Raw genomic sequence first — 25,378 nt, forward strand, 5'->3', positions numbered from 1 at the left:
CGCGCTTTTACGGATGCTTAGGCTTCAGACCTAGCGAGCAGCAGGAAGCTTAGAGCTCCAGGCCACGGCCGTACTCATCCAGCGAAACGGCGCGGAAACCGCCGTTGTTACCGTAGGAGTACACCTCGCTGTCGATCTGGAAAGCACTCGGGTAACCGCCACCGAAGGTGTCCAGAGACTGCAGACGCTCAGCGGTAGCCTGAGCGCTCGGCTCAACCTCAATATCGTTGTAACGTGCCAGACCGGTACCGGCAGGAACCAGCTTACCGATGATCACGTTCTCCTTCAGGCCGAGCAGCGGGTCGGTCTTAGCCTCCATAGCTGCCTGAGTCAGGACGCGGGTGGTCTCCTGGAAGGAGGCCGCCGACAGCCAGGACTCGGTAGCCAACGAAGCCTTGGTAATACCCATCATCTCGGGACGACCGGCAGCAGGCTTCTTACCCTCGAGCAGAGCCTTGCGGTTTGCGGTCTGGAAGACAATGTTATCAACCAGCTCACCAGGCAGAAGATCGGTGTCACCGGACTCAATCACGGTCACGCGACGCAACATCTGGCGGACGATAACCTCGACGTGCTTGTCGTGGATTTCCACACCCTGCGACTTGTACACGCCCTGAACCTCGCTCACCAGGTGCTTCTGAGCCTCACGAGGACCGCGAATTCGCAGGACCTCCTTCGGGTCAACAGAACCGGTAGCCAGCTGGTCACCGACATGGACGTAATCGCCATTCTGCAGCTTAGAAGCCGCACGACGCAGAACGGTGTAGGACTGGGGCTCGGAACCATCGTCCGGGGTCACCACAATCTTGTAGGACTTCTCGGTATCCTCAATGGTCACGCGACCGGACACCTCAGAAATCGGGGCGACACCCTTGGGGGTACGTGCCTCGAACAGTTCCTGAATACGGGGCAGACCCTGGGTAATATCGTCTGCCGACGCCACACCACCGGTGTGGAAGGTACGCATGGTCAGCTGGGTACCGGGCTCACCAATCGACTGAGCCGCGATAATACCAACGGCCTCACCAATGTCGACCAGAACGTTCGAAGCCATCGAACGGCCGTAGCACAGTGCGCACACGCCGATAGCCGACTCGCAGGTCAGAACCGAGCGGACACGCAGCTCCTTCACACCAGCCTTGAACAGCTTCTCGATGAGCTCATCGGAAACGTCAGCGCCAGCCTCAGCCAAAACGTTGCCGGCCTCGTCCTTCACGTCCACCGCAAGGGTACGACCGTGAATCGAAGTCTCAACGTCCGGGTGCAGGTTGCCGTCGGCGTCAACCAGCGGGAGCATCAGGCCGCGGCGGGTGCCACAGTCATGTTCACGCACGATAACGTCCTGCGACACGTCCACCAGACGACGGGTCAGGTAACCCGAGTTAGCGGTACGCAGTGCGGTATCAGCCAGACCCTTACGTGCACCGTGAGTTGCGATGAAGTACTCCAGAACCGACAGGCCCTCACGGTAGGAGGACTTAATCGGGCGAGGCATAATCTCACCCTTCGGGTTCGACACCAGGCCACGGATACCCGCAATCTGACGGACCTGCATCCAGTTACCACGTGCACCAGAGGTCACCATGCGGTAAATGGTGTTCAGACCACCGTGAGAGCTCAGGTTCTCGCGCATAGCCTCTGCCACCACGTCGGTAGCTTCGGTCCAAACCTTAATCAGCTCCTGACGACGCTCTTCATCGTCAATGGTACCGATCTCGAAGTCGTCCTGAATTGCGGCAGCCTGCTTCTCGTAGCGCTCCATGATTGCCGGCTTCTCGGAGGGAGTAGCAATATCGGAGACGGCCACGGTCACGCCCGAACGGGATGCCCAGTAGAAACCTGCGTTCTTCAGGTTATCCAGGGCACGAGCCACAACATCCATCGGGTAACGCTCAGCCAGATCGTTAATCAGGCTACCCAGGCCCTTCTTGTCTGCCACACCGGTGAACCAGGGGTAGTCCTTCGGCAGAGCCTGGTTGAACAGGACCTGGCCAACGGTGCAGTCCAGCAACACGGGGTCGCCGGGCTTGTAGCCCTCGGGAGCTTCCCAGCCTTCGGGAGCAACGAACTGGTCGCCGTCCAGCAGGATCTTCACCTTGGTGTACAGCTCAATCTCGTGACGATCCATCGCCATCAGAGCCTCAGAAACCGAGGAGAAAGCGTGGCCCTCGTTCTTCTGACCATCGCGAGGAGTGGTCAGGTGGTACAGACCGATAATCATATCCTGCGAGGGAACGGCCACGGGACGGCCATCCGACGGCTTCAGGATGTTGTTCGAGGACAGCATGAGGATACGAGCCTCAGCCTGGGCCTCGGGAGACAGCGGCAGGTGAACTGCCATCTGGTCACCATCGAAGTCAGCGTTGAACGCGGAGCAAACCAGCGGGTGCAGCTGGATAGCCTTACCCTCAACCAGCTTCGGCTCAAATGCCTGAATACCGAGGCGGTGCAGGGTAGGTGCACGGTTCAGCAGCACGGGGTGCTCGGCGATAACCTCTTCCAGAACGTCCCAAACCTGCGGGCGGAAACGCTCAACCATACGCTTAGCGCTCTTAATGTTCTGAGCGTGGCTCAGCTCCACCAGACGCTTCATGACGAAGGGCTTGAAGAGCTCCAACGCCATCTGCTTGGGCAGACCACACTGGTGCATCTGCAGCTGCGGACCAACCACAATCACGGAACGACCGGAGTAGTCCACGCGCTTACCCAGCAGGTTCTGACGGAAACGGCCCTGCTTACCCTTGAGCATGTCCGACAGAGACTTCAGGGGACGGTTACCGGGGCCGGTCACCGGACGGCCACGACGGCCGTTGTCGAAGAGCGAGTCCACAGCTTCCTGCAGCATACGCTTCTCGTTGTTCACGATGATCTCGGGAGCGCCCAGCTCCAGCAGACGCTTCAGGCGGTTGTTACGGTTGATAACACGACGGTACAGGTCGTTCAGGTCGGAGGTCGCAAAGCGGCCACCGTCCAGCTGAACCATCGGGCGCAGCTCCGGCGGGATGACCGGAACAACGTCCAGAACCATACCCAGCGGGGAGTTGTTGGTGGTCAGGAAGGCGTTAACAACCTTCAGACGCTTCAGGGCACGGGTCTTCTTCTGGCCCTTACCGGTCTGAATGATCTCCTTGAGAGCCTCGGCCTCAGCTTCCAGGTCGAAAGACTCCAGACGCTTCTTGATAGCCTCGGCACCCATGGCACCCTCAAAGTACATGCCGTACTTGTCCACCATAGAACGGTACAGAGCCTCGTTACCCTCGAGGTCAGCGACCTTCAGGGACTTGAAACGCTCCCACACGTTCTCCAGGTGAGCAGCCTCGCGCTCGTAGCGCTTACGCACGGAGGCAAGCTGACGCTCAGCGTTATCGCGCAGCTTGCGCTTCTCAGCAGCCTTGCCACCCTCTGCCTCAATACGAGCCAGTTCGGACTCAACCTCGCGGCTGATGGCGTTCACATCGGCGTTCAGAGCGGCCTCAAGCTCCTGCTTCTCACGGTCATGAGCGGCCTGCAGCATGGGCAGGTCCTCGTGGCGAGCCTCCTCGTCAACGCTGGTAATCATGTACGCAGCGAAGTAGATGACCTTCTCCAGGTCCTTCGGAGCCAGATCCAGCAGGTAACCCAGGCGGGAAGGAACACCCTTGAAGTACCAAATGTGGGTCACGGGAGCGGCCAGCTCAATGTGGCCCATGCGCTCGCGACGCACCTTGGAGCGGGTCACCTCAACGCCACAGCGCTCACACACGATGCCCTTGAAGCGCACGCGCTTGTACTTACCGCAGTAGCACTCCCAGTCCTTAGTGGGGCCGAAGATACGCTCGTCGAAGAGGCCGTCCTTCTCGGGCTTCAGGGTACGGTAGTTGATGGTCTCGGGCTTCTTAACCTCACCGTAGGACCAACGACGGATGTCGTCGGCGGTGGCGAGGCCAATTCGCATCAAACCAAGCGAAGATTCGTTGGACATATCGGTCCTAATCTCTTTCTGTAAGTTTCTGAAGACTTGGGTTGGTGGGTGGGAACCCCACAACGCATGCGAGCGCATGCGGGGTTCCCCACCCTAGAAGGAGGCGGTGCTTATGCCTCGTCGACCGAGCTGGGCTCGTCGTGGGTCAGGCTCACGCCCATATCTTCTGCTGCCCGGAAGCCTTCTTCCTCCGAGTCGCTCATCTCAATAATCTTGCCGTCGGTGGAGAGCACCTCAACGTTCAGGCACAGGGACTGCATTTCCTTGATCAGAACCTTGAAGGATTCGGGGATACCCGGCTCGGGGATGTTCTCGCCCTTCACGATAGCCTCGTAAACCTTCACACGGCCCGCCACGTCATCGGACTTGACGGTCAGGATTTCCTGCAGGGTGTATGCGGCGCCGTATGCTTCCAGCGCCCACACTTCCATCTCACCGAAGCGCTGGCCACCGAACTGAGCCTTACCGCCCAGGGGCTGCTGGGTAATCATCGAGTACGGACCGGTGGAACGAGCGTGAATCTTGTCGTCCACCAGGTGGTGCAGCTTCAGGATGTACTGGTAACCAACCGAAATCGGATCCGGGAACGGCTCACCGGAACGGCCGTCAATCAGACGTGCCTTACCGGAACGGTTAATCAGACGGTCGCCATCGCGGTTCGGGTTCGAGTGATCCATGAGGTCGAACAGCTCGTCCTCGTGGGCACCGTCGAACACCGGGGTTGCCAGACGGGTCGGGCCGGATTCCTTCGGGAAGTTCGGCATGTGCTTGAGCCACTCGGGCTCGCCCTCGATCTTCCAACCCTGCTTAGCCAGCCAACCGGTGTGGACTTCCAGAACCTGACCAATGTTCATACGACCGGGCACGCCCAGCGGGTTCAGGATGACGTCCACGGGGGTACCGTCTTCCAGGAAGGGCATATCCTCAATCGGCAGGATCTTGGAAATAACACCCTTGTTACCGTGGCGGCCTGCAAGCTTGTCGCCGTCGGTAATCTTACGCTTCTGAGCCACGTACACGCGGACCAGCTGGTTCACGCCCGGGGGCAGATCGTCCTCGTCGTTGTTCTCGCGGTCGAAGATGCGGATACCGATGACGGTACCGGACTCGCCGTGAGGAACCTTCAGGGAGGTGTCGCGAACCTCGCGGGACTTCTCACCGAAGATTGCGCGCAGCAGGCGCTCCTCGGGGGTCAGCTCGGTCTCACCCTTGGGGGTGACCTTACCGACGAGGATGTCGCCAGCCTCAACCTCGGCACCAATGTGGATGATGCCGCGCTCGTCCAGAGCCGAGAGAACATCCTCGGACACGTTCGGAATATCGCGGGTAATCTCCTCGGGGCCCAGCTTGGTGTCGCGGGCGTCAATCTCGTGCTCCTCAATGTGGATCGAGGTCAGCACGTCCTCAGAAACCATGCGCTGGGAGAGGATAATTGCATCCTCGTAGTTCAGGCCTTCCCACGGCATGTACGCCACGAGCAGGTTCTTACCCAGTGCCAGCTCGCCACCGTCGGTGGAGGGACCGTCAGCGATAACGTCGCGGTATTCGACGCGCTGGCCTTCCTTCACCACAACGCGCTGGTTGTAGCAGTTACCCGGGTTCGAGCGGGAGAACTTCATGATCGGGTAGGTGGAGACAGAGCCGTCGTCGTTACGGACGATAACGGTCTTAGCGTCCACGGAGGAAACCACACCGGGCTTCTTCGCGAGCACGGAGTCGCCGGAGTCCAGTGCTGCGTACTTCTCCATACCGGTACCAACCACGGGAGCCTCAGACTCCAGCAGGGGCACAGCCTGACGCTGCATGTTAGCACCCATCAGTGCTCGGTTAGCGTCGTCGTGCTCCAGGTAAGGAATCAGGGCGGTAGCCACGGACACCATCTGGCGCGGGGAGACGTCCATGTACTGAACGGCACCGGGAGCAACCAGAACAGCTTCGCCAGAACCATCGCCCGCACGGCAGAGAACCTCGTTCTCAGCGAAGGTGCGGTCCGGGTTCAGCGGCGCGTTTGCCTGTGCAATAACGACAGACTTCTCGTCGTCAGCGGTCAGGTAGCGGACCTCATCGGTCACGCGGCCGTCAGTCACCACGCGGTAGGGGGTCTCAATGAAACCGAAGGAGTTGATTCGACCGTAGGTTGCCAGCGAACCAATCAGACCAATGTTCGGGCCTTCAGGGGTTTCGATGGGGCACATGCGGCCGTAGTGCGAGGGGTGCACATCTCGCACTTCCATGCCTGCGCGGTCTCGGGACAGACCGCCCGGGCCCAGTGCGGACAGACGACGCTTGTGGGTCAGACCCGCCAGCGGATTGTTCTGGTCCATGAACTGGGACAGCTGAGAGGTACCGAAGAACTCCTTGATAGCTGCCACAACGGGGCGGATGTTCACCAGAGACTGCGGGGTGATAGCGTCCACGTCCTGGGTGGTCATGCGCTCGCGGACCACACGCTCCATACGGGACAGACCGGTACGAATCTGGTTCTCAATCAGCTCACCCACGGTGCGGATACGGCGGTTACCGAAGTGGTCGATATCGTCGATGTCGACCTTCAGGGAGATTTCCTTGCCGTCGCGTACGCCCGGGATGCTGGTCTCGCCAGCGTGCAGAGCGCAGAGGTAACGGATCATCTGGGCGATGTCGTCCTGGCCGAGCACGGAGGCCTCGGGGGAATCCAGGGGAACGTCCACGCCAAGCTTACGGTTCAGCTTGTAACGGCCGACCTTGGCCAGGTCGTAGCGGCGCGGGGTGAAGTACATGTTGTCCAGCAGAGCCTGGGCAGCCTCAACCGTCGGGGGCTCACCCGGGCGCAACTTGCGGTAGATGTCCAGCAGAGCCTCGTCGCGATCCTTGACGGAGTCCTTCTCGAGGGTTGCGCGGATGGAGTCGTACTGACCGAACTCAGCCAGAATCTTGGACTCGGTCCAGCCCAGAGCCTTGAGCAGAACGGTCACGGACTGCTTACGCTTGCGGTCCAGACGGACGCCCACCTGGTCGCGCTTATCAATCTCAAGCTCGAACCATGCACCGCGGGAGGGAATCACGCGGGCCGAGTAGATGTCCTTATCGGAGGTGCGGTCCGGAGCCTTCTCGAAGTAGGCGCCGGGAGAGCGCACCAGCTGGGAGACAACCACGCGCTCGGTACCGTTAATCACGAAGGTACCGGCCTCGGTCATCAGGGGGAAGTCGCCCATGAACAGGGTCTGCTGCTTAACCTCGCCGGTAGCGAGGTTCATGAATTCAGCCTTGATATACAGCGGTGCCGAGTAGGTTGCGTCGCGGTCCTTGCACTCCTCGACGGAGTACTTGGGGTCGGCGAACTCGGGCTCGGAGAAGGAGAGCTGCATGGTCTCCTGGAAGTCGCGAATCGGGGAAATCTCTTCAAAGATCTCAGCCAGACCGGACTTTGCGGGAACAGAGGTGTCACCAGCAGCCTGCGCGGACTCCAGACGCTCCAGCCAACGCTCGTTACCTACGAGGCGGTCGAAGCTATCGGTCTGGATAGCAAGCAGGTTGGGAACCTTCAGCGGTTCGTTAATCTTCGCGAATGAAATTCGGCGCGAGACGTTCTCTGCGCCGTTAGCGGCGTCATGGTTAGAGGTGCTCGAAGCGACCAAAATGGGGATCCTTCCACAGACATGTCTGTTAGCAATCAGCCTCCCGGCGACTTTACCGGCGACATGACGACCTCGGCCCCCGCATAAACGGTGCTCGAAGCTACAGATGTCGGACGGAAAACGTCACCTTCAGCCCGTGCCCACCGCTATATGAAGGCACAAAGGTTAGGGAAAGCGTAAATACTAACGATACAGGAAGAAATCTATTTTGTCTACCACACCCGAGGAGCGAGCGCAAACCTGACACAGAAATGTATTTTCCGCCCTGAAGAAGAACCTACACGGATGGTCGCCGGCGGGTTCTCAAGGACTCATCCTCCTGAGAACCCGCCCGCTACCGCAAGGAACCTAGCACTCCACCACGTTAACGGCCAGGCCGCCCATCGAGGTTTCCTTGTAACGGTGCGACATATCCAGACCGGTCTGGCGCATCGTCTCAATCACCTGATCCAGCGACACACGGTGCATACCGTCTCCGCGCAGGGCCATGCGCGCTGCAGTCACGGCATTCGACGCGGCCATCGCATTACGCTCGATACACGGAATCTGCACCAGCCCACCCACGGGATCGCAGGTTAGGCCAAGGTTATGTTCCATCGCAATCTCGGCCGCGTTCTCCACCTGCTCGGGGGTTCCACCCAGCACCTGAGCCAAGCCGGCAGCAGCCATCGAGCTGGCGCTGCCCACCTCGCCCTGGCAACCTACCTCGGCACCAGAAATCGAGGCGCGCTTCTTGTACAGCACACCCACGGCGGCCGAAGCCAGGAAGAAGTCCACAATCGCCTGCTCACGGGCGGCCTGGCCGCAATGGCGGATACCCGGGGTGTAGTTCATCGCGTAATGCAGCACCGCCGGAATAATGCCGGATGCACCGTTCGTCGGGGCCGTCACCACGCGACCACCAAAGGCGTTCTCCTCGTTCACAGCCAGAGCGATCAGGTTCACCCAGTCAATCGCAAACTCTGGAGACTTGCCGGGATCCTCCACCATCAGGTCACGGTGCCACGCACCTGCACGGCAACGCACCTTCAACGGACCGGGCAGATACCCCACACGAGCCAGAGAGGAGCCAATGCACTCCTTCATGACGCGATAAATATGCAGGATGCCCGCGCGCACCTCCTGCTCCGTGCGTAGCGAACACTCGTTCGCCATCTTCAGCTGTGCAATCGACAGGCCAGCTTCGTTCGCCATCTCGACGAGCTCGGCACCCGAACCAAAGGGGTAGGGCGGGTTCGTGAGCGAGGCACCGCCGGTAGCTTCCTCGTCTCCCTCAACGATAAAGCCACCGCCAATCGAGTAGTAGGTACGCTCCAGCAGTAGCTCCTCCCCCGCAAACGCGGCAATCTTCATGCCGTTCGTATGGCGCGGAAGAACAGTCAGGGTGCGCAAAGTCATGTCAATCTCACGGTAGTGCACCACCGGGCCGTACACCTTGTTCTCCTCACCGCCGGGAGCATTCACTCCGTATGAGGAGGAAGGATATCCGGCCAGAGGCAGGGTGCCATCAACACTATTGCGCTCAATCATCGCTTCCGCAGCGGCGATATCAATCGTCTCGGGAACGAAGCCGCACAGCCCCTTCAACGCGGCGCTCATCGTACCGTGACCGGCACCGGTTGCCGCCAATGAACCGTACAAATCGATATGCACACCGGTCACGCGATCCAGCAGACCTTCATCAATCAGCTCAGCCACGAAACGATTCGACGCACGCATGGGACCCACGGTGTGGGAACTGGAGGGGCCAACACCAATACTGAACAGCTCAAAAACGCTGATGTCGTAGGGAAGGGCCTCCGCCTTTTTCTGGGCGCTACTGGGGGTGCTCTGATTAATCGCCACGTTCTGTCCTTCGAAGTCATTGCGCCCTGCGGGGCGCAGTCGCGCGGAATGCCGGTTACCGAAAACTATCCGGCTCGGTATTCCACCTAATTCATATGAGGTAGTGATAACGGACAGTCCTCCTTGACTAACCGCTCTAATCCTAACGCACTTCCGAGGACGCAGAAACTAAGGTGAGGGTACGCCTCGGTTCCTCCCCTCTCCCCCGGCCGCTTCGTCTCTGCCACCGCTCTAACACGCGAAAGGCGCCGTGTCCTCTCGGAAACACGGCGCCGTTCACCTCGCGGAGGTTACCTCACGCAGTATATTTCGTTACTTTTCGCGCTTGTAGAAGGGCAGAGCCACAATGTCGAAGGGTGCACGCTTACCGCGAATGTCCACGTCAACGGTGGATCCGAGTTCCGAGAACTCGCGGTTCACCAGAGCCATAGCAATCGGGTAGCCCAGGGTCGGGGAAGGAATACCGGAGGTAATCTCACCAATCTCGTTGCCCTCGGAGTCCACCAGCTTGGAGCCGGCACGTGCAGGGCGCTTTGCCTGAGCCTTCAGACCCACCAGGATACGCTTAGACTCGGACTTTGCCAGCTCGGACAGTGCCTCGCGACCCACGAAGTCGGCGGCCTTCTTCTCCAGCGCAATCTCAACCAGGCGGCCCAGGCCGGACTCGAAGGGGGTGATGTCCAGACCCAGCTCGTGGCCGTACAGGGGCATACCGGCCTCAAGACGCAGGGAGTCGCGGGAAGCCAGACCCGCGGGGGTCAGGCCAAAGGGCTCACCGGCGGCAGCCAGCTTGTCCCACAGCTCAACTGCGTGCTCGTTCGGTACGAACAGCTCGAAGCCGTCCTCACCGGTGTAGCCGGTGCGAGCCAGCAGAACGTCAACGCCGGCGATGGTCAGCGGTACGGATGCGTAGTACTTCAGCTCGCGCACGGCATTCTCGTCAGAGGCACCGGCTGCCAGCAGAATCTCCTCCGCGCGAGGGCCCTGAACAGCAATCAGGGAGGTCTGATCCGACTCGTTGACGAACTCAACGTTGAAGTCGCCCAGGCGCTCGCTCATAGCAGCGTAATCGGTGTCAATGTTGGCCGCGTTGGGAACAACCATGAACTCTTCATCGCCCAGGCGGTAGGTAATCAGATCGTCGATAACGCCACCCTTGTCATTGACCAGGATGGAGTACTTTGCCTTGCCAACCTTCAGAACGGACATGTTCGACACCAGAGCGTAGTCAAGGAATGCTGCGGCGTCCGGACCGGTCACACGGAACTCACCCATGTGAGAGAGGTCGAAGATACCCGCGCGGGTACGAACGGCTTCGTGCTCGGCAACGTCGTTCGAGTACTTCAGGGGCATATCCCAGCCACCGAAATCGGTGAAGGATGCGCCCAGCTTCTCGTGAACCGGGTACAGGGAGGTCTTCTTGGGGGACATTAAATTCTCCTCACGCACAGCTTTGTGCTGTTATTGCAATCATTGTGTTTAAATCTCCCTCTCCGGCAGAGGACCAGATAGGGAGCCTACCCGCCCGTCTCGCGAGGAGACGGGCGAGGCGGGGTGAGCCCAGTGGCTACCCCTAGAGCGTCAAACGCTCCTTATGCTTCCAGGTCGAAAGCCTCCATCGGGGGGCATTCGCACACGAAGTTACGGTCACCGCCGGCACCGTCAATACGACCCACCGGAGTGAAGTACTTGTTGACGCGCAGGCTCGGAACCGGGAAGGCAGCCTGGGTGCGGGTGTACGCACGATCCCACTCGTCTGCGCTGACCACATCAACGGTGTGCGGTGCGTGGCGCAGGACGGAATCCTCAACGGCGACCTTACCCTCGGCGACCTCGATGATCTCATCGTAGATGGTCTCCATCGCTTCGATGAAGCGGTCGAGCTCTTCCTTGGACTCGGACTCGGTCGGCTCAACCATCAGGGTGCCGGGAACCGGGAACGCCAGGGTCGGTGCGTGGAAGCCGTAGTCCATCAGACGCTTGCAGACGTCCTCTGCGGTCACGTGAGACTTATCAGTCAGGTGACGCAGGTCCAGGATGCACTCGTGAGCGACCAGACCGCCGGGGCCGGTGTACAGCACCGGGTACTTGTCGTTAAGCTTCTTCGCAATGTAGTTAGCGTTCAGCACCGCGTACTGCGAAGAGTCCTTCAGACCCTGAGCACCAGTCATCGCAATGTACATCCAGCTAATCGGCAGAACGCCGGCAGAACCGAAGAACGCCTGCGAAATCGGCAGTGCAGCGTCGTTGGGGAGCTTACCCTCAGAGTCAGCACGGTATGCGTCGCCGGGCAGGAACTTCGCCAGGTGCTCACGAACAGCCAGCGGGCCAACACCGGGGCCGCCACCACCGTGAGGAATGGAGAAGGTCTTGTGCAGGTTCAGGTGCGAAACGTCGCCGCCGAACTTACCCGGCTGAGCGAAGCCCATCTGAGCGTTCAGGTTCGCGCCATCCAGGTACACCTGGCCGCCCGCCTCGTGAACCAGCTGGCAGACCTCAGCAACCTGCTCCTCAAACACACCGTGAGTGGAGGGGTAGGTAATCATGATGCCGGCAACCTTGGGACCGTATTTCTCGATCTTTGCCTTCAGGTCATCAACATCAATCGAACCGTCAGCAGCGGTTGCCACACCGGCAACCTTCAGACCAGCCAGAGCTGCAGATGCAGCGTTGGTGCCGTGAGCAGACAGCGGAATCAGAACGGTATCGCGCTCGTGGTCACCGTTAGCCTCGTGGAAGGAACGGATAGCGCGCAGGCCGGCGTACTCACCGGTAGCGCCCGAGTTCGGCTGCAGGGACACTGCATCGTAACCGGTAATAGCAACCAGCCAATCGCTCAGGTCCTTAATCAGCTCGTGCCAGCCCTCTGCCTGGTCCTCAGGAACCAGCGGGTGGATGTTGGCGAAACCGGGCCAGGAGATGGGTTCCATCTCAGCTGCGGCGTTCAGCTTCATGGTGCACGAGCCCAGCGGAATCATAGTGCGATCCAGGGCCAGGTCCTTGTCTGCCAGGTGACGCAGGTAGCGCATCATCTCGGTCTCGGAGCGGTACTTGTGGAAGACCGGGTGCTGCATATAGTCGTCGGTACGCAGCAGGTCGGAGGGCAGATCGTACTTCGAATCTGCCTCACCGAGGGTGCCGCCCAGAGCGGAAACTAGGGCCTTCAGCACCTCGTCGTCGTGGGACTCGCCCACCGAAATACCTACGCGGTCCTCGTCGAAGCGACGGATGTTGATACCGGCGTCCAGGGCCTTTGCGACGAGCTCATCAGCGCGGCCGGGGGCTTCTACCACGATGGTGTCGAAGAAGGTTTCGTGAGCGATGCCGTAGCCTGCAGCCTCCAGAGCGGTTGCCATACGTGCAGCGTTCGTGTGCAGGCGGTTCGCGATAGCGCGCAGCCCCTCGGGACCGTGGTACATCGCGTAAGCACCCGCGACGATGGCCAGCAGAGCCTGAGCGGTACAGATGTTAGAGGTAGCCTTCTCGCGGCGGATGTGCTGCTCACGAGTCTGCAGGGCCAGGCGGTAGGCCGGCTTGCCGGTCGGGTCCTTCGAGACACCCACCAGACGGCCCGGCATGGTGCGCTCCATGCCCTTGTGAACGGCCATGTAGCCGGCGTGCGGGCCGCCGAAGAAGAAGGGCAGGCCAAAGCGCTGGGTGTTACCAACTGCGATATCTGCGCCCAGTTCACCGGGAGACTTCAGCAGGGTCAGAGCCAACAGGTCGGCGTCCACCGTCACCAGGGCGTTGCGTTCCTTAGCAGCCTTGATGAGCGGTTCGATATCACGGATTTCGCCGTCCTGGGCGGGGTAAGCGAGGATAATACCGTACAGGTCACCCTCGGGCAGGCCCTCGGAGAAATCGGTGATGACAAAGGGAATACCGAGCATCTCCGCACGGCCGCGGGTCACCGAAATAACCTGGGGCAGGCATCGAGAGTCAATAGCGAAGAAGCCGTTCTTCACCTTGCGGTTCGCACGGTGCATCATAACTGCGGCCTCAGCGACAGCGGAAGCCTCATCCAGCAGCGAGGAGTTAGCAATCTCCAGGCCGGTCAGCTCCATCACGGTGTTCTGGAAGTTCAGCAGAGCTTCCAGGCGACCCTGAGAAATCTCAGCCTGGTAGGGAGTGTAGGAAGTGTAGAAACCGGGGTTCTCCAGAATATTGCGGCGCAGAACAGCGGGGGTCACAGCGTCGTAGTAACCGGCGCCAATCATCTGTGCCAGGACCTTATTCTTAGCGGCGTAGCCGGCAATCTTCGAAAGAGCTTCATGCTCCGACAGCGGGGCGGGAAGCTGCAGCTCGCCGTCGAGGCGAATCTGCGAGGGGACAACAGCGTCCATCAGCGCATCCAGGGAAGAATATCCCAGGGTTTCGAGCATCTGCTCTGCGTCTGCGGAACGGGGGCCGAGATGACGATCAATAAAGGACATAGGGATTCTCCTATTGGTCGGCGCAAACCGTAGAGGGGTCACGTCGCGCTATTGCGACGAGTCGAACGCTTTAAGTGTCCCACATCTCCGCACATTTTTCTCACCATTATCACGATTCGACATGCTCGGAGACGATAACTCTTCTCCTAACCCTCATATTGACGACTCGAAGGATTCTCTCGCCCCTGATACCGAACAGAGTAAGGCCCCGGTTCGTTCTCCGTTACCGGAAGAACGAACCGGGGCCCCTATGAAAACAAGCTCAGATATACCTCTTACGAGGAATATCTAAATATCTTCAATGGATTACTTCTTAGCGTGATCCGGCTTGCCACCGTGCGGCACGAGGAATGCCGACAGAAAGGCGAGGAACGCGGTCACGGCCAGCAGCATCAGACCGATGAAGTAGTTGTTCTCAGCCTGGTTGTAGGTTGCACCCATCACCAGCGGCGGGAAGAAACCACCCAGAGCGCCAGCAGCAGCAACCACACCGGACACCGCACCAACGTTCTTCGGATCAGCCGCACGAGCCACCCAGCCGTAGACCGAGCCGTGGCCCAGACCCAGAAGAGCAGCCATCAGGATGAAAACAGCACCATACACGTGCTCAGCATTGGGCTGGAACGCGGTCACGACTGCCAGGATCACCACACCGCCCAGGGAGATGAGGGAGATAACCTTCGGGCCGAACTTATCTGCCAGGACACCGCCGAAGGGACGAGCCACCACAGCGGCAGCGGCAAAGCCAGCCGCACGCAGACCAGCGTCGTTAGCGTCGAAGTGGTAGATGTTGCTCAGGTAGGTGGGCAGGTAGTTCGAGAATGCCACGAAGGCGCCGAACACAACTGCGTAGAGGAAGCAGAGCTGCCAGGTGGTCTTCACCTTGAATGCGCGAATAATCTTCGGCATCAGCGGGGTGACCTCACGGCCGATGGTTGCCGGGGAGTCCTTCAGGAACACGAAAGCAATCACGGCGGTTACTGCACAAATCACAGCAATCAGGATGTGAGTCGGGAAGTAACCGATACCCTGCACCAGGCGGGGGGTAGCAAATGCGGAAACCGCGGTACCCACCATACCCGCACCGAACACACCGGTTGCGAAGCCCTTCTTCGAAGCGTCATACCATGCCGAGCTGAAGGGAATACCCACAGCGAACACGGTACCCGCAATACCCAGGAAGAAGGAGACAATCAGCAGCATGGGCAGAGAGTTCATCTGACCAGCCACGCCCACCAGCAGAACCAGCGGTGCGCTGACAGCCAGAACAATGGTGAACATAATACGACCACCGTAACGGTCGGTCAGACCGCCGACGGGAATACGGCCGATAGCGCCGATGAAGATCGGCATAGCCACCAGAACACTGGTCATACCAGCGTCCAGGTGCATCTGCTTCGCGTACATCTTCGCCAGCGGACCAACGATGGTCCAGGCCCAGAAGCCGATGGTCGAGATGAACGTTGCCAGCAGAACGTTAAAAAGCTGACCCTTCTTTAGGTCGTAGCTCGGTGCAACAGGGGTGCTCATATTTCCTCTTTTGCAATATGGATATGTGTATTAGCGGTCGGCACGCTCACGCGGGAGAGTACCCACCGGGTCCCAGCCTCGACGCGCACCCACACGCTGACCGCCACGGGTGCGGTACACGGTGTAGGGGCGGAAGACGTAGTGCAACGGCACGGTCAGTGCGTGCACCAGGCGGGTGAAGGGCCAAATAATGAACAGGACCATAGCCACAATGATGTGAATCTTGAAAGCTACAGGGATGTTCACCATCAGAGCCACCTCGGGGTGGAAGTAGAACAGCGAACGGAACCACACGGCAATGGTTTCACGGTAGTTGAAGTGAACCTCGTGACCATTCACCGGAGGCAGACCGCCCGACGGGTTCACTGCCGAAATCAGGGTAGCCGCGGTACCGGCAAGAATCACCAGAACCAGGACGATATACATGAAAACGTCATTGCGGGTGGTAGCCGCACGAACCTCAGAGTTCGTTGCACGGCGACCCAGCAAGATAAACATACCAACGATGGTGGCAACAGCCGCTACAGAACCTGCAACCAGCGCCACAATGTGGTAAGTCTCATCCGAAACGACGAGGTCAGTCAAGAACTTGGGGACCACCAGGCCACCAACGTGGCCCATAAAGACGGCGGCCAGGCCGTAGTGGAACAGCGGCGAACCGATGCGAAGCCACTTGCCTTCGTAAATCTGCGACGAGCGGGTCGTCCAGCCATACTGGTCGGTACGGTAACGCCAAATGGTGCCGCCAATCAGAACGACCAGTGCAACATAGGGCAGAACGCCCCACAGCAGGATGTCTACGACGCCCGGATCGGCTACAGCGTGTGCAGCGTGTTCTGCGCTCTCAGAAGCAAGTACGTACACGTGTTGTCTCCTCAGGGATAAAACTAGTTAGAACGAGCCTGAGCCTGCTGGAGTAGCTGATGATCAGCGTAACCATTCAGGCCAACAGTCTCGACGGGCGGGCCGTAGCCGGCCATCCGCTGGACCTCTTCCTGGGTCTCGGGAGAGACGCCGGGAAGGGTCGCGCAGATGCTCTGCAACAACCCGTAGTGGGGCAAGCTTCCGTCCTTCATTGCAAGACGGAGAAGCTCAAGGGAAGGACGGTACGCCTGCAGAGCCGAGCGACCCTTACGGCGATCAACCAGCGCGCAAAACTCGAGCACCAGCGGCAGGTAATCCGGAAGCTCACCGTTCAAAACGGTCAGCATGCCGGAGTCGCGGTACATCTGCTTGAAACGCAGAAGGGTCTCACCGCGACGGCGAGTATCACCATCGGTCCAGTACGACAGGTGCAGGGAGTGACGACGCGAAAGATCGTATTCCTGCACGTACTCAGACTGCACGTCCTCCAGGTCCTTGGAGGTAAGCCACTTCTGCATCGCATCAACAGCTGCGATGAAGGACTCATCCTCAGTAGCCGCGGTGATGGCGACCAGCTCGGGGAGAACCTCCAGCATCTGCTCATCGGGATAGCCCAGGAGCATAGCGCTGACCTGGTAAATCACCGAGTCCTTGTCTTCGCCGGGTCCGTAGTCGATATCGAACGGATTCGCCGGCTGAGCCGGTTCCGAGGCCTGAGCCTCGGAACCGGCCTTGCCCATGAGCTTGGAAAAGAATCCAGCCACTTATTACTTCTTTCCGGTGGTATTCGGGAAGAGGCCGTCGGGGCGGGAAGAACCGTCCCAGCTGAACAAGCTGACCTTGTTGTTAGCCTCGTAGACACCGGTGGACACGGGGGTCGGGCGACCCTCCATATCGTTGAACGCATCGCCGTACATGCCGGGTCCGCCATCCACGCTCAGGGAGCAGCCCATTTCCTCGAGGTTGTGGGCGTCCTCCATGTGAGCCTTCGGAATGACGTAACGCTCGTTGTACTTTGCGATAGCCATCAGACGGTACATTTCGTAGATCTGCTGACCGGTCATGCCAACCGCCTGAGCAATCTCCTCGTTGCCTTCGCCACCGAGGTTGATGTCACGCATGTACGAACGCATCGCAGCCAGGCGACGCAGAACGTTCGTCACGACCTCGGTATCACCTGCGGTGAACAGCTCAGCCAGGTATTCAACCGGAATACGCAAAGCCTCAATAGCGCCGAAAAGGTTGTTGCTGTTCTCAGCGTCGTGGCCCTGCTCCTTGAGCAGGTCGACAATCGGGGACAGCGGCGGCACGTACCAAACCATCGGCATGGTGCGGTACTCGGGGTGCAGGGGCAGAGCCACCTTCCACTCCTTGGCCAGCTTGTACACGGGAGACTTCTGAGCCGCAGTAATCCACGCATCGGGGATGTCGTTCTTACGTGCCTGCTCAATCACGGCCGGGTCGTAAGGATCAAGCATCAGCGACAGCTGAGCCTCGTAGAGATCCTTCTCGTCCGGAACCGAAGCAGCCTCAGTCACGCGGTCTGCGTCGTACAGGAAGACACCGATGTAGCGCATACGACCCACGCAGGTCTCAGCACACACGGTCGGAATACCGGCCTCAATACGGGGGTAGCAGAAGGTACACTTCTCAGCCTTACCCGTCTTGTGGTTGAAGTACACCTTCTTGTAGGGGCAACCGGTGATGCACTGACGCCAACCACGGCAACGGTCCTGGTCCACCAGCACGATGCCGTCCTCGGCGCGCTTGTAGATAGCGCCGGAGGGGCAGGAAGCCATGCAGGAGGGGTTCAGGCAGTGCTCACAAATACGAGGCAGATAGAACATGAAGGTCTGCTCGAACTCGAACTTAATCTTGTCCTCAGCCTTCTTGCGGACCTTCTCAACCAGCGGATCCAGGTGACCATACTCGGTTGCACCAGCCAGGTTGTCGTCCCAGTTCATACCCCACTCGACCTTGGTGTCCTCACCGGTGATGAGGGAGACCGGCTTTGCTGCCGGGAAGTCATCACCGAGGGGCGCGGTGGTCAGGTTCTGGTAATCGTAAGTCCAGGGCTCGTAGTAATCGCTGAGCTCGGGCTGAATCGGGGAAGCGAAGATCGAGAAGAGCTTCTGGAAGCGGTTACCGCTCTTGAGCTCCAGACGACCGCGCTTGTTCAGCACCCAGCCGCCCTTCCACTTTTCCTGGTCCTCGTAACGGCGGGGGTAACCCTGACCGGGGCGAGTCTCCACATTGTTGAACCAGACGTACTCGGTACCGGCTCGGTTCGTCCATGCCTGCTTACAGGTCACGGAGCAGGTGTGGCAACCGATGCACTTATCGAGTGCCATCACCATAGCAACTTGTGCCATAACGCGCATTAGAAAGTTACCTCCTGGGACTTACGGCGACGGATGTACGAGACGATGTCTCGCTGGTTACCGGTCGGTCCAAGATAGTTGAAGGCGAACGCCAGGTGAGCGTAGCCACCAATCATGTGGGTGGGCTTCAGCAGAATACGGGTCACCGAGTTGTGAATACCACCGCGCTTGCCGGTGACTTCAGACTTCGGGCTGACCATACGCTCCTGAGCGTGGTAAACGAAGGAGATACCCTCGGGGATACGGTGCGAGACAACCGCACGACCCACGAAGACACCGTTGGTGTTCACACACTCAACCCATTCGCCGTCCTTGACGCCAATCTTCTCGGCGTCCTGGGGGCTCATCCAAGCAACCGGACCACCACGGAACATGCTCAGCATGTACTGGTTGTCGAAGTACTGCGAGTGGATAGCCCACTTGTTGTGCGGGGTCAGGTAGCGAACAGCAACCGAAACACCATCGGTCGTGCCGAGCTCGGGCTCGTTGTACAGACCGGTCATGTCCAGCGGCGGACGGTAAATCGGCAGGGCCTCGCCCATCTCGTGCATCCAGTCATGGTCGAGGAAGAAGTGCATACGGCCGGTCAGGGTGTGGAACGGCTTCTTCTTCTCGATGTTGACAGTGAACGGAGCGTAGCGGCGACCGCCGGTCTCCGAACCAGACCACTCGGGAGAGGTCATCACGGGCTGCGGTGCGGCCTGAGTCATGGGGAAGGTAATACGACGTTCCTCGTTACCCTCTGCCAGGTCCATCAGGTGCAGACCGGTCTGCTTCTCGAGCTCCTTGAAGCCCTTGACAGCAACCTCACCGTTCGAAGTACCCGAAATCATCAGGATGGCTTCGGCAATCTTCACGTCGGTGTCCAGTGCGGGACGGCCTGCGCCCTTACCGGAGTCCATCACGCCAAATTCCTTAGCCATCTTGGCAACTTCGTGCTTCAGATCGTAGGTGACGTACTTGGTGGTCGCACCGAGCTTGTCGAACAGCGGGCCAACGGTGGTGTACATGTCGTACAGTGCACCGTAGTCACGCTCAACGGTGACGAAGTTCGGCATGTTCTTACCGGGAACGCCCACCATACCGGGGGTGTTCTTCCAGTCGGGTGCGTGACCGCCGGGCTGAGCAATCTGGCCCGGGGTATCGTGCTGCAGCGGGACCGAGACGATGTCCTTGCGGACGCCCAGGTGCTTCTTCGCCATACGAGAGAACTCGAATGCGAGAGCCTTAAAGGTCTCGTGGTCGGTCTTTGCCTCCCACGGCGGGTCAATTGCCGGGGAGAACGCGTGCAGGAACGGGTGCATATCGGTCGAGGAGATATCGTGCTTCTCGTACCAGGTGGCGGTCGGCAGAACGATATCGGACAGCAGGGTCGTGGAGGTCATACGGAAGTCCGAAGTGACCAGCAGATCCAGCTTGCCCTGGGGAGCCTCGTCAACCCACTTAACTTCCTTCGGGTGGGTCTCTGCGTCTTCGCCCTGGATGTTGTCCATGCTACCGACGAGGTGCTTCAGGAAGTAGCTCTCACCCTTTGCAGAGGAACCAAAGAGGTTCGAACGCCACAGGGTCAGGGTACGGGGCCAGTTGACGGGGTTGTCAACGTCCTCGACGGAGAACTCCAGGTCACCGGAGTTCAGGCGCTGAGCAATGTAGTCTGCGTTCGAGGATGCCTCGCCGCGTGCCACTGCCTGCTCTGCCTTGTCTGCCAGGTCCATCGAGTTCTCGGGGAACTGCGGGTAGAACGGCATCCAGCCCATGCGGGTGGAGCGTGCCACGACGTCAGCGGTGTGAACGTTGCGCAGCTCGCCCTTAGCCAGCGGGGACTGCAGGTAGTCGGTGGAGTATGCGTCCTGACGGAACTGGTCAGTGTGCATGTACCAGAAGCCGGTACCAATCATGTGACGCGGCGGACGGCTCCAGTCCAGTGCGTTTGCAATGTTGGTCAGACCGGTCAGCGGACGTGCCTTCTCCTGGCCCACGTAGTGAGCCCAACCGCCGCCGTTACGACCCTGGCAACCGGTCAGGTTCAGCAGGGCGAGGATAGCGCGGTATGTGGTGTCAGCGTGGTACCACTGGCAGATACCCGCACCGAAGATCACCATGGAACGGCCGCCGGAATCCAGAGCGCTCTTAGCGAACTCACGGGCAATGCGGATAACGGCCTCAGCAGGAACAGAGGTAATCGGCTCCTGCCATGCCGGGGTGTTCTGGACGCTCCAGTCGTCGTAGTCCTTAGCCCAGGTACCGGGCAGGCCCTCACGGCCAACACCGTACTGTGCCAGCATGATGTCGAAGACGGTGGTGACCTCGTGGCCCTCAACGTAGGCAACAGGCACGCCACGGGTGATGACGTCGCCGTGACCCTTCGGGTCGTCGAAGGTCGGCATCTTAATCTCGACGGCAGCGGACTCGCCCTGGGGCAGGTCACGGATCGACAGAATCGGCTTTCGGCCCTGCAGGTCCAGGTTCCACTTGCCCTGGTCCTCGGCTGCGTAGCGGTGACCCATGGTGCCGTTGGGCACGAAGACCTCACCGGTCTCGCGGTCCATCATGACAGGCTTGAAGTCGGAGTTAGCCTGCTCAGCCTCGCCAGCGAGCTTAGCTGCGGTCAGGAACTTAGAGGGAACCTTCACACCGTCTTCACGGGTCTCCAGGGTGACCAGGAAGGGAAGGTCGGTGTAGGTCAGGGAGAAGTCCTCGAAGAACTCGACACGCTGGTCGACGTAGTTTTCCTTGAGGATGACGTGGCCCATAGCCATTGCCAGCGCTGCGTCGGTACCTGCCTGTGCGGGCAGCCACTCATCAGCGAACTTGGTGTTGTCGGCGTAGTCGGGGCTCACGGTGACAACCTTGGTACCGCGGTAGCGGACCTCGGAGACCCAGTGGGCATCCGGGGTACGGGTCAGCGGAACGTTTGCACCCCACATGATGAGGTACGCAGCGTCCCACCAGTCACCGGACTCGGGAACGTCGGTCTGGTCACCGAAGACCTGCGGGGAAGCCACGGGAAGGTCGGCGTACCAGTCGTAGAAGCTGGTCATCACGCCACCCATCAGCTGGATGTAGCGAACACCCGCGCTGAAGGAGACCATGGACATTGCCGGAATCGGGGTGAAGCCGGTGTTGCGGTCGGGACCGTAGTACTTAATGGTGTGCACGTGGGCAGCGGCCATCAGCTCGAGAGCCTCAGCCCAGGTCGAGCGAACCAAACCGCCCTTACCGCGGGCGTTCACGTAGCGGGAACGCTTAGCGGGGTCGGACACGATGGAGTGGAAGGCGTCCACGGGATCGCTGTGGATAGCCTTTGCCTCGCGGTACATTTCCAGCAGGGGACCGCGAATGTAGGGGTACTTAACTCGGGTGGGCGAGTAGGTGTACCAAGAGAAGGCTGCACCGCGGGGGCAACCGCGGGGCTCGTACTCGGGGCGATCGGGGCCGACCGAGGGGTAGTCAGTTTCCTGCGCCTCCCAGGTGATGATGCCGTCCTTGACGTACACCTTCCAGGAGCAGGAGCCGGTGCAGTTCACGCCGTGGGTCGAGCGAACTTCCTTATCGTGGCTCCAACGGTCGCGGTAGAAGGCGTCACCTTCGCGGCCGCCTTCACGGAAGACGGCGCGGCCGTCGTCAGTCTCGTCCCAGCGGGAGAAGAACTTACCGAACTTAATCAGCTGATCGGTAAGGGGGCCGTCCGGGCCCTTAATCTGTGATGCTTGTTCCATACTGCCAATATATCGGAAACTCAGCATAGAAAATACAGAATAAAAACCTACCCTAATTAAGAATTTAAAAGGTTATCTAGACCGTAAGCCAGGCCGAGATTCCGCCTTCGAGCATACGCACAGGACGGTCTTCCAAGGGCGCTATCTCACGTGCCGCTTCAACCGTTCGCGTATACCCGGTGCAGTAAATAACGATTTCTCGAGCGTTTGGAGGGATTTTACGCCCAATTAGCGCCTTTAAATCGCCTTTTCGAGACGATTCCAGAATCTCCGTCAGGGGTAGGTTAATTGCCCCCTCTATAGCAAAAGCAGCAAATTCGACTCGTTCTCGAACATCCAAAAGGGCAATCTTTTCGCCCTCTGGCATCGCTTTAAGCTCCCGAACACTCACTGCAGAGGGGGCCGAGGGTGCGGAAGAGCTGGTTAAATCATTTGGAATATTACGAATTATTACGCGATTTTGGGCCTTCTTGCTCGTTTTTTGGGGCAATTCAGGTGTTTTCTTAGGCTCAGCTTGCGTACTAGCTACAAGGGGTATATATTCCCACCTTCCACCTAATGCCGAATATAGGCCTACCTCACCTATAAGGGGGTTACCCACCCCCGCCAAAAGCTTTACAGCTTCCATCGCCATCGCGGCACCCACAACGCCAGCCATAGCCCCCACGACCCCCGCGGTACTACACGAGGGTACGCTCCCCTCGGCGGGAGCATGAGGATAAAGGTCTTCGTACACCGGGCCGTGGCCGGCCCAGAAAACACTGAGCTGCGCATCGAATCCAAGAATGGCGGCCCACACGTGAGGAATACCGGCTCGAGCTGCAGCCTCCGACACCAGGTAACGCGACTCAAAGTTATCGCTGCCATCGAGCACGAGATCTGCGCCGGCCAGCAGCTCGTCAACGTTCTCAGCCGTCAGGCGTGCGCACACCGCATCAACCTGAATGTGAGGGTTCAAAGCGCGAAGAGACTCCGCCGCCGACTCAGCCTTGGAGTTGCCCACGCGAGCATACGTGTGAATCACCTGGCGATGCAGGTTGGAAGTATCCACCCGATCGTCGTCAATCACAACGATGTGCCCCACACCTGCACCGGCCAGATACAGCAGAGAAGGAGCCCCCAGGCCACCGGCTCCCAGCACCACCACACGCGCGCCCTTGAGTGCCAGTTGGGCCTCGTACCCCATCTCGGGCAGAATCAGCTGACGAGAGTAAAACGCACGCTCGGCATCGGAGAGTTCCTCGACACCACGTGAAGAAACATGGGACATTGCTGCAACCTTTCTGAGGGGTATTCAGCGAAGCAATACATTGAGAAAAAGAAAGCCTGCCACAGAGGATACCTCTCTGGCAGGCTTATATGAAAATATAAGAATATGTAGGATTGCGGATTAGCAGGGCGAGGTGTCCACGCCAACCCACTCGATGCTTCCATCGAGCAGTTCCTGCTCCTTCCAGATGGGTACACGAGCCTTGACTCGATCCGCCACCAGCTCGCAGGCGTCGAAAGCGCGGCCGCGGTGGGCGGCTGCAGCCATCACGGTCAGAGCGGACTCGCCGATGGCAATGGGGCCAACGCGGTGTACCGCCCACAGGCGCACACCGTCCAGCTCGCCAGCCACCTCGGCAGCCACCTCAGCAATGTACTCGCGAGCCTGCGGATGCGCACTGTACGACAGTCCGCGTACCGCGCTACCGTGATCGTGGTTGCGCACAATACCGTCAAAAATCACGAGGGCTCCCATGGCTTCGGTCATAACCTCGGCCTTCGCGGCGGCGTACAGGGGTTCTAGCGGAGCCTCGGTAATATCGGTGAAGATAACGGTCGAGCCGCTGGGTTCAGCGCCCTGATCACCGGAATGGTCCAGAGGAGCCTCGGCGGGAACCGCAGAATCGACCTTCGGCTTAGTGGTCATGGTAGTCCTCCATCTGGCGGCAAATGTGCTCGACCAGCGGATCAAGAGTGGTCACGCCATCCTTTACACCACCACGCGATCCCGGCAGGGTCATCACGAAGGTGCGGTCAATCACGCCGGCTACACCGCGAGAGAGAACAGCTGAAGAAACATTCTTCAGACCGTTCATCCAGAAGGCGTGCATAATACCGGGGATTTCCTTATCGAGGTGCGGGCGCACGGCCTCCACGGTCTGATCATCAGAGTTCAAGCCAGTACCACCGCTGGTCAAGATAAAGATCGGCAGGTTACCGTTCTTCTTACCATCGGCTACCAGGTTGTTGAAGTAATCGATAATCTCGCGGTCCTCAATCACCACGGGATCCGGGGTCTCGAAACCGCGCGAGCGTAGCCACTCCACCGCGATGGGGCCGGACTTATCCTCGTAGATACCGCGAGCCGCACGCGTCGAGGCAACAATGACCAGGCCGGTCAGGTTCTCGGGCATCGTGAAATCGTCAGTGCTCATTGAATACTTTCCTCCTTTGGGACGGCGCACCACTACGCCAGCCCCGTTTCTTCATTCTACGAGTCTGCGCGCACGGACCAATCGCCAGACTTACCGCCGCTCTTCTCCAGGACCCGAATATCGGTAATCACGGCGTGCTTGTCAACGGCTTTAATCATGTCGAAGACGGTCAGCGCTGCCGAGGAAACCGCGGTCAGCGCCTCCATCTCAACACCAGTCACACCGCGAGTCTTGACAGACGCCTCGATACGCACAAAGTCGGGTCCGCGCTCGAAATCCACCGTAATCTTGCCCAGGGGCAACGGGTGGCAGAGCGGAATAATCTCGGGAGTGCGCTTGGCACCCATAATGCCCGCAACGCGCGCCACAGGCAGGGCATCGCCCTTGGGCAGGTCGGCGTCAAAAATCTTCTCGATGACGTCCGGGCGGGTGTGGACGGTTGCCTCAGCCACCGCGGTGCGGGTGGTTACGGATTTTTCCGTCACATCGACCATGTGTGCCGAGCCGTCGGCGCGCACATGGGTGAGGTCCTGTTCGGGGGTAGAGGTCATCGTGTCTCCTGGAATCTATAAATTGACGTATCGTGTTCGTCGATGGAGCACCGT

General features: G+C 59.5%; 14 protein-coding genes. All 14 read right to left on the reverse strand.

Translation table 11 applies throughout. The annotated features are described in order from the left end of the window. Positions 1-49 precede the first annotated feature (49 nt). Positions 50-3,961 carry a DNA-directed RNA polymerase subunit beta' gene (locus HMPREF2874_RS07655; RefSeq protein WP_070649847.1) on the reverse strand — a complete coding sequence of 1,304 codons (3,912 nt, stop codon included), beginning with the start codon at positions 3,959-3,961 and terminating at the stop codon, positions 50-52. A gap of 110 nt (positions 3,962-4,071) precedes the next feature. Further along, a complete protein-coding gene (rpoB, locus tag HMPREF2874_RS07660; RefSeq protein WP_070649849.1) occupies positions 4,072-7,578 on the reverse strand; it encodes a DNA-directed RNA polymerase subunit beta in 3,507 nt (1,168 codons plus the stop codon). Between the two features lie 348 nt (positions 7,579-7,926). Further along, positions 7,927-9,423, reverse strand: coding sequence for an L-serine ammonia-lyase (locus tag HMPREF2874_RS07665; protein ID WP_070649851.1), 1,497 nt, complete (start codon positions 9,421-9,423; stop codon positions 7,927-7,929). A 312-nt stretch (positions 9,424-9,735) separates the two neighbouring features. Further along, positions 9,736-10,854, reverse strand: a complete 1,119-nt coding sequence (gene gcvT, locus HMPREF2874_RS07670; RefSeq protein ID WP_070649853.1) for a glycine cleavage system aminomethyltransferase GcvT — start codon at positions 10,852-10,854, stop codon at positions 9,736-9,738. Between the two features lie 161 nt (positions 10,855-11,015). Next, positions 11,016-13,856 carry an aminomethyl-transferring glycine dehydrogenase gene (gcvP, locus tag HMPREF2874_RS07675; RefSeq protein WP_070649855.1) on the reverse strand — a complete coding sequence of 947 codons (2,841 nt, stop codon included), beginning with the start codon at positions 13,854-13,856 and terminating at the stop codon, positions 11,016-11,018. Between the two features lie 306 nt (positions 13,857-14,162). Further along, positions 14,163-15,386 (reverse strand): MFS transporter, encoded by a 1,224-nt coding sequence (locus tag HMPREF2874_RS07680; protein WP_070649857.1) that lies wholly within the window; start codon positions 15,384-15,386, stop codon positions 14,163-14,165. A 30-nt stretch (positions 15,387-15,416) separates the two neighbouring features. Next, a complete protein-coding gene (gene narI, locus HMPREF2874_RS07685) occupies positions 15,417-16,250 on the reverse strand; it encodes a respiratory nitrate reductase subunit gamma (protein WP_070649859.1) in 834 nt (277 codons plus the stop codon). 23 nt (positions 16,251-16,273) lie between these two features. Further along, a complete protein-coding gene (gene narJ / locus HMPREF2874_RS07690) occupies positions 16,274-17,014 on the reverse strand; it encodes a nitrate reductase molybdenum cofactor assembly chaperone (protein WP_049331892.1) in 741 nt (246 codons plus the stop codon). A 3-nt stretch (positions 17,015-17,017) separates the two neighbouring features. Beyond that, positions 17,018-18,631, reverse strand: coding sequence for a nitrate reductase subunit beta (gene narH, locus HMPREF2874_RS07695; protein ID WP_049343399.1), 1,614 nt, complete (start codon positions 18,629-18,631; stop codon positions 17,018-17,020). Next, on the reverse strand, positions 18,631-22,350 hold the full coding sequence (locus tag HMPREF2874_RS07700) for a nitrate reductase subunit alpha (RefSeq protein ID WP_070649861.1): 3,720 nt from the start codon (positions 22,348-22,350) through the stop codon (positions 18,631-18,633). The genes narH and HMPREF2874_RS07700 overlap by 1 nt, the downstream gene beginning before the upstream one ends. Positions 22,351-22,426: 76 nt before the next feature. Then, on the reverse strand, positions 22,427-23,620 hold the full coding sequence (locus tag HMPREF2874_RS07705) for a ThiF family adenylyltransferase (RefSeq protein WP_070649863.1): 1,194 nt from the start codon (positions 23,618-23,620) through the stop codon (positions 22,427-22,429). Positions 23,621-23,740: 120 nt separating this feature from the next. Further along, positions 23,741-24,265, reverse strand: coding sequence for a molybdenum cofactor biosynthesis protein MoaE (locus tag HMPREF2874_RS07710; protein WP_070649865.1), 525 nt, complete (start codon positions 24,263-24,265; stop codon positions 23,741-23,743). Beyond that, positions 24,255-24,773, reverse strand: a complete 519-nt coding sequence (locus HMPREF2874_RS07715) for a MogA/MoaB family molybdenum cofactor biosynthesis protein (protein WP_070649867.1) — start codon at positions 24,771-24,773, stop codon at positions 24,255-24,257. The genes HMPREF2874_RS07710 and HMPREF2874_RS07715 overlap by 11 nt, the downstream gene beginning before the upstream one ends. 56 nt (positions 24,774-24,829) lie before the next feature. Then, positions 24,830-25,324, reverse strand: a complete 495-nt coding sequence (moaC, locus tag HMPREF2874_RS07720) for a cyclic pyranopterin monophosphate synthase MoaC (RefSeq protein ID WP_049345775.1) — start codon at positions 25,322-25,324, stop codon at positions 24,830-24,832. Positions 25,325-25,378 lie beyond the last annotated feature (54 nt).

The organism is Rothia sp. HMSC068F09 (assembly GCF_001812775.1).
Classification (GTDB): Bacteria; Actinomycetota; Actinomycetes; order Actinomycetales; family Micrococcaceae; genus Rothia; species Rothia mucilaginosa_A.

What these genes read in the sequence shown, in the direction of transcription:
- HMPREF2874_RS07680 (WP_070649857.1), bottom strand. Translation starts at nt 15,386, where the DNA reads ATGAGCACCCCTGTTGCACCGAGCTACGACCTAAAGAAGGGTCAGCTT.
- HMPREF2874_RS07715 (WP_070649867.1), bottom strand. Translation starts at nt 24,773, where the DNA reads ATGAGCACTGACGATTTCACGATGCCCGAGAACCTGACCGGCCTGGTC.
- gcvT (WP_070649853.1), bottom strand. Translation starts at nt 10,854, where the DNA reads ATGTCCCCCAAGAAGACCTCCCTGTACCCGGTTCACGAGAAGCTGGGC.
- HMPREF2874_RS07700 (WP_070649861.1), bottom strand. Translation starts at nt 22,350, where the DNA reads ATGGAACAAGCATCACAGATTAAGGGCCCGGACGGCCCCCTTACCGAT.
- moaC (WP_049345775.1), bottom strand. Translation starts at nt 25,324, where the DNA reads ATGACCTCTACCCCCGAACAGGACCTCACCCATGTGCGCGCCGACGGC.
- HMPREF2874_RS07705 (WP_070649863.1), bottom strand. Translation starts at nt 23,620, where the DNA reads ATGTCCCATGTTTCTTCACGTGGTGTCGAGGAACTCTCCGATGCCGAG.
- HMPREF2874_RS07655 (WP_070649847.1), bottom strand. Translation starts at nt 3,961, where the DNA reads ATGTCCAACGAATCTTCGCTTGGTTTGATGCGAATTGGCCTCGCCACC.
- HMPREF2874_RS07710 (WP_070649865.1), bottom strand. Translation starts at nt 24,265, where the DNA reads ATGACCACTAAGCCGAAGGTCGATTCTGCGGTTCCCGCCGAGGCTCCT.
- gcvP (WP_070649855.1), bottom strand. Translation starts at nt 13,856, where the DNA reads ATGTCCTTTATTGATCGTCATCTCGGCCCCCGTTCCGCAGACGCAGAG.
- narH (WP_049343399.1), bottom strand. Translation starts at nt 18,631, where the DNA reads ATGCGCGTTATGGCACAAGTTGCTATGGTGATGGCACTCGATAAGTGC.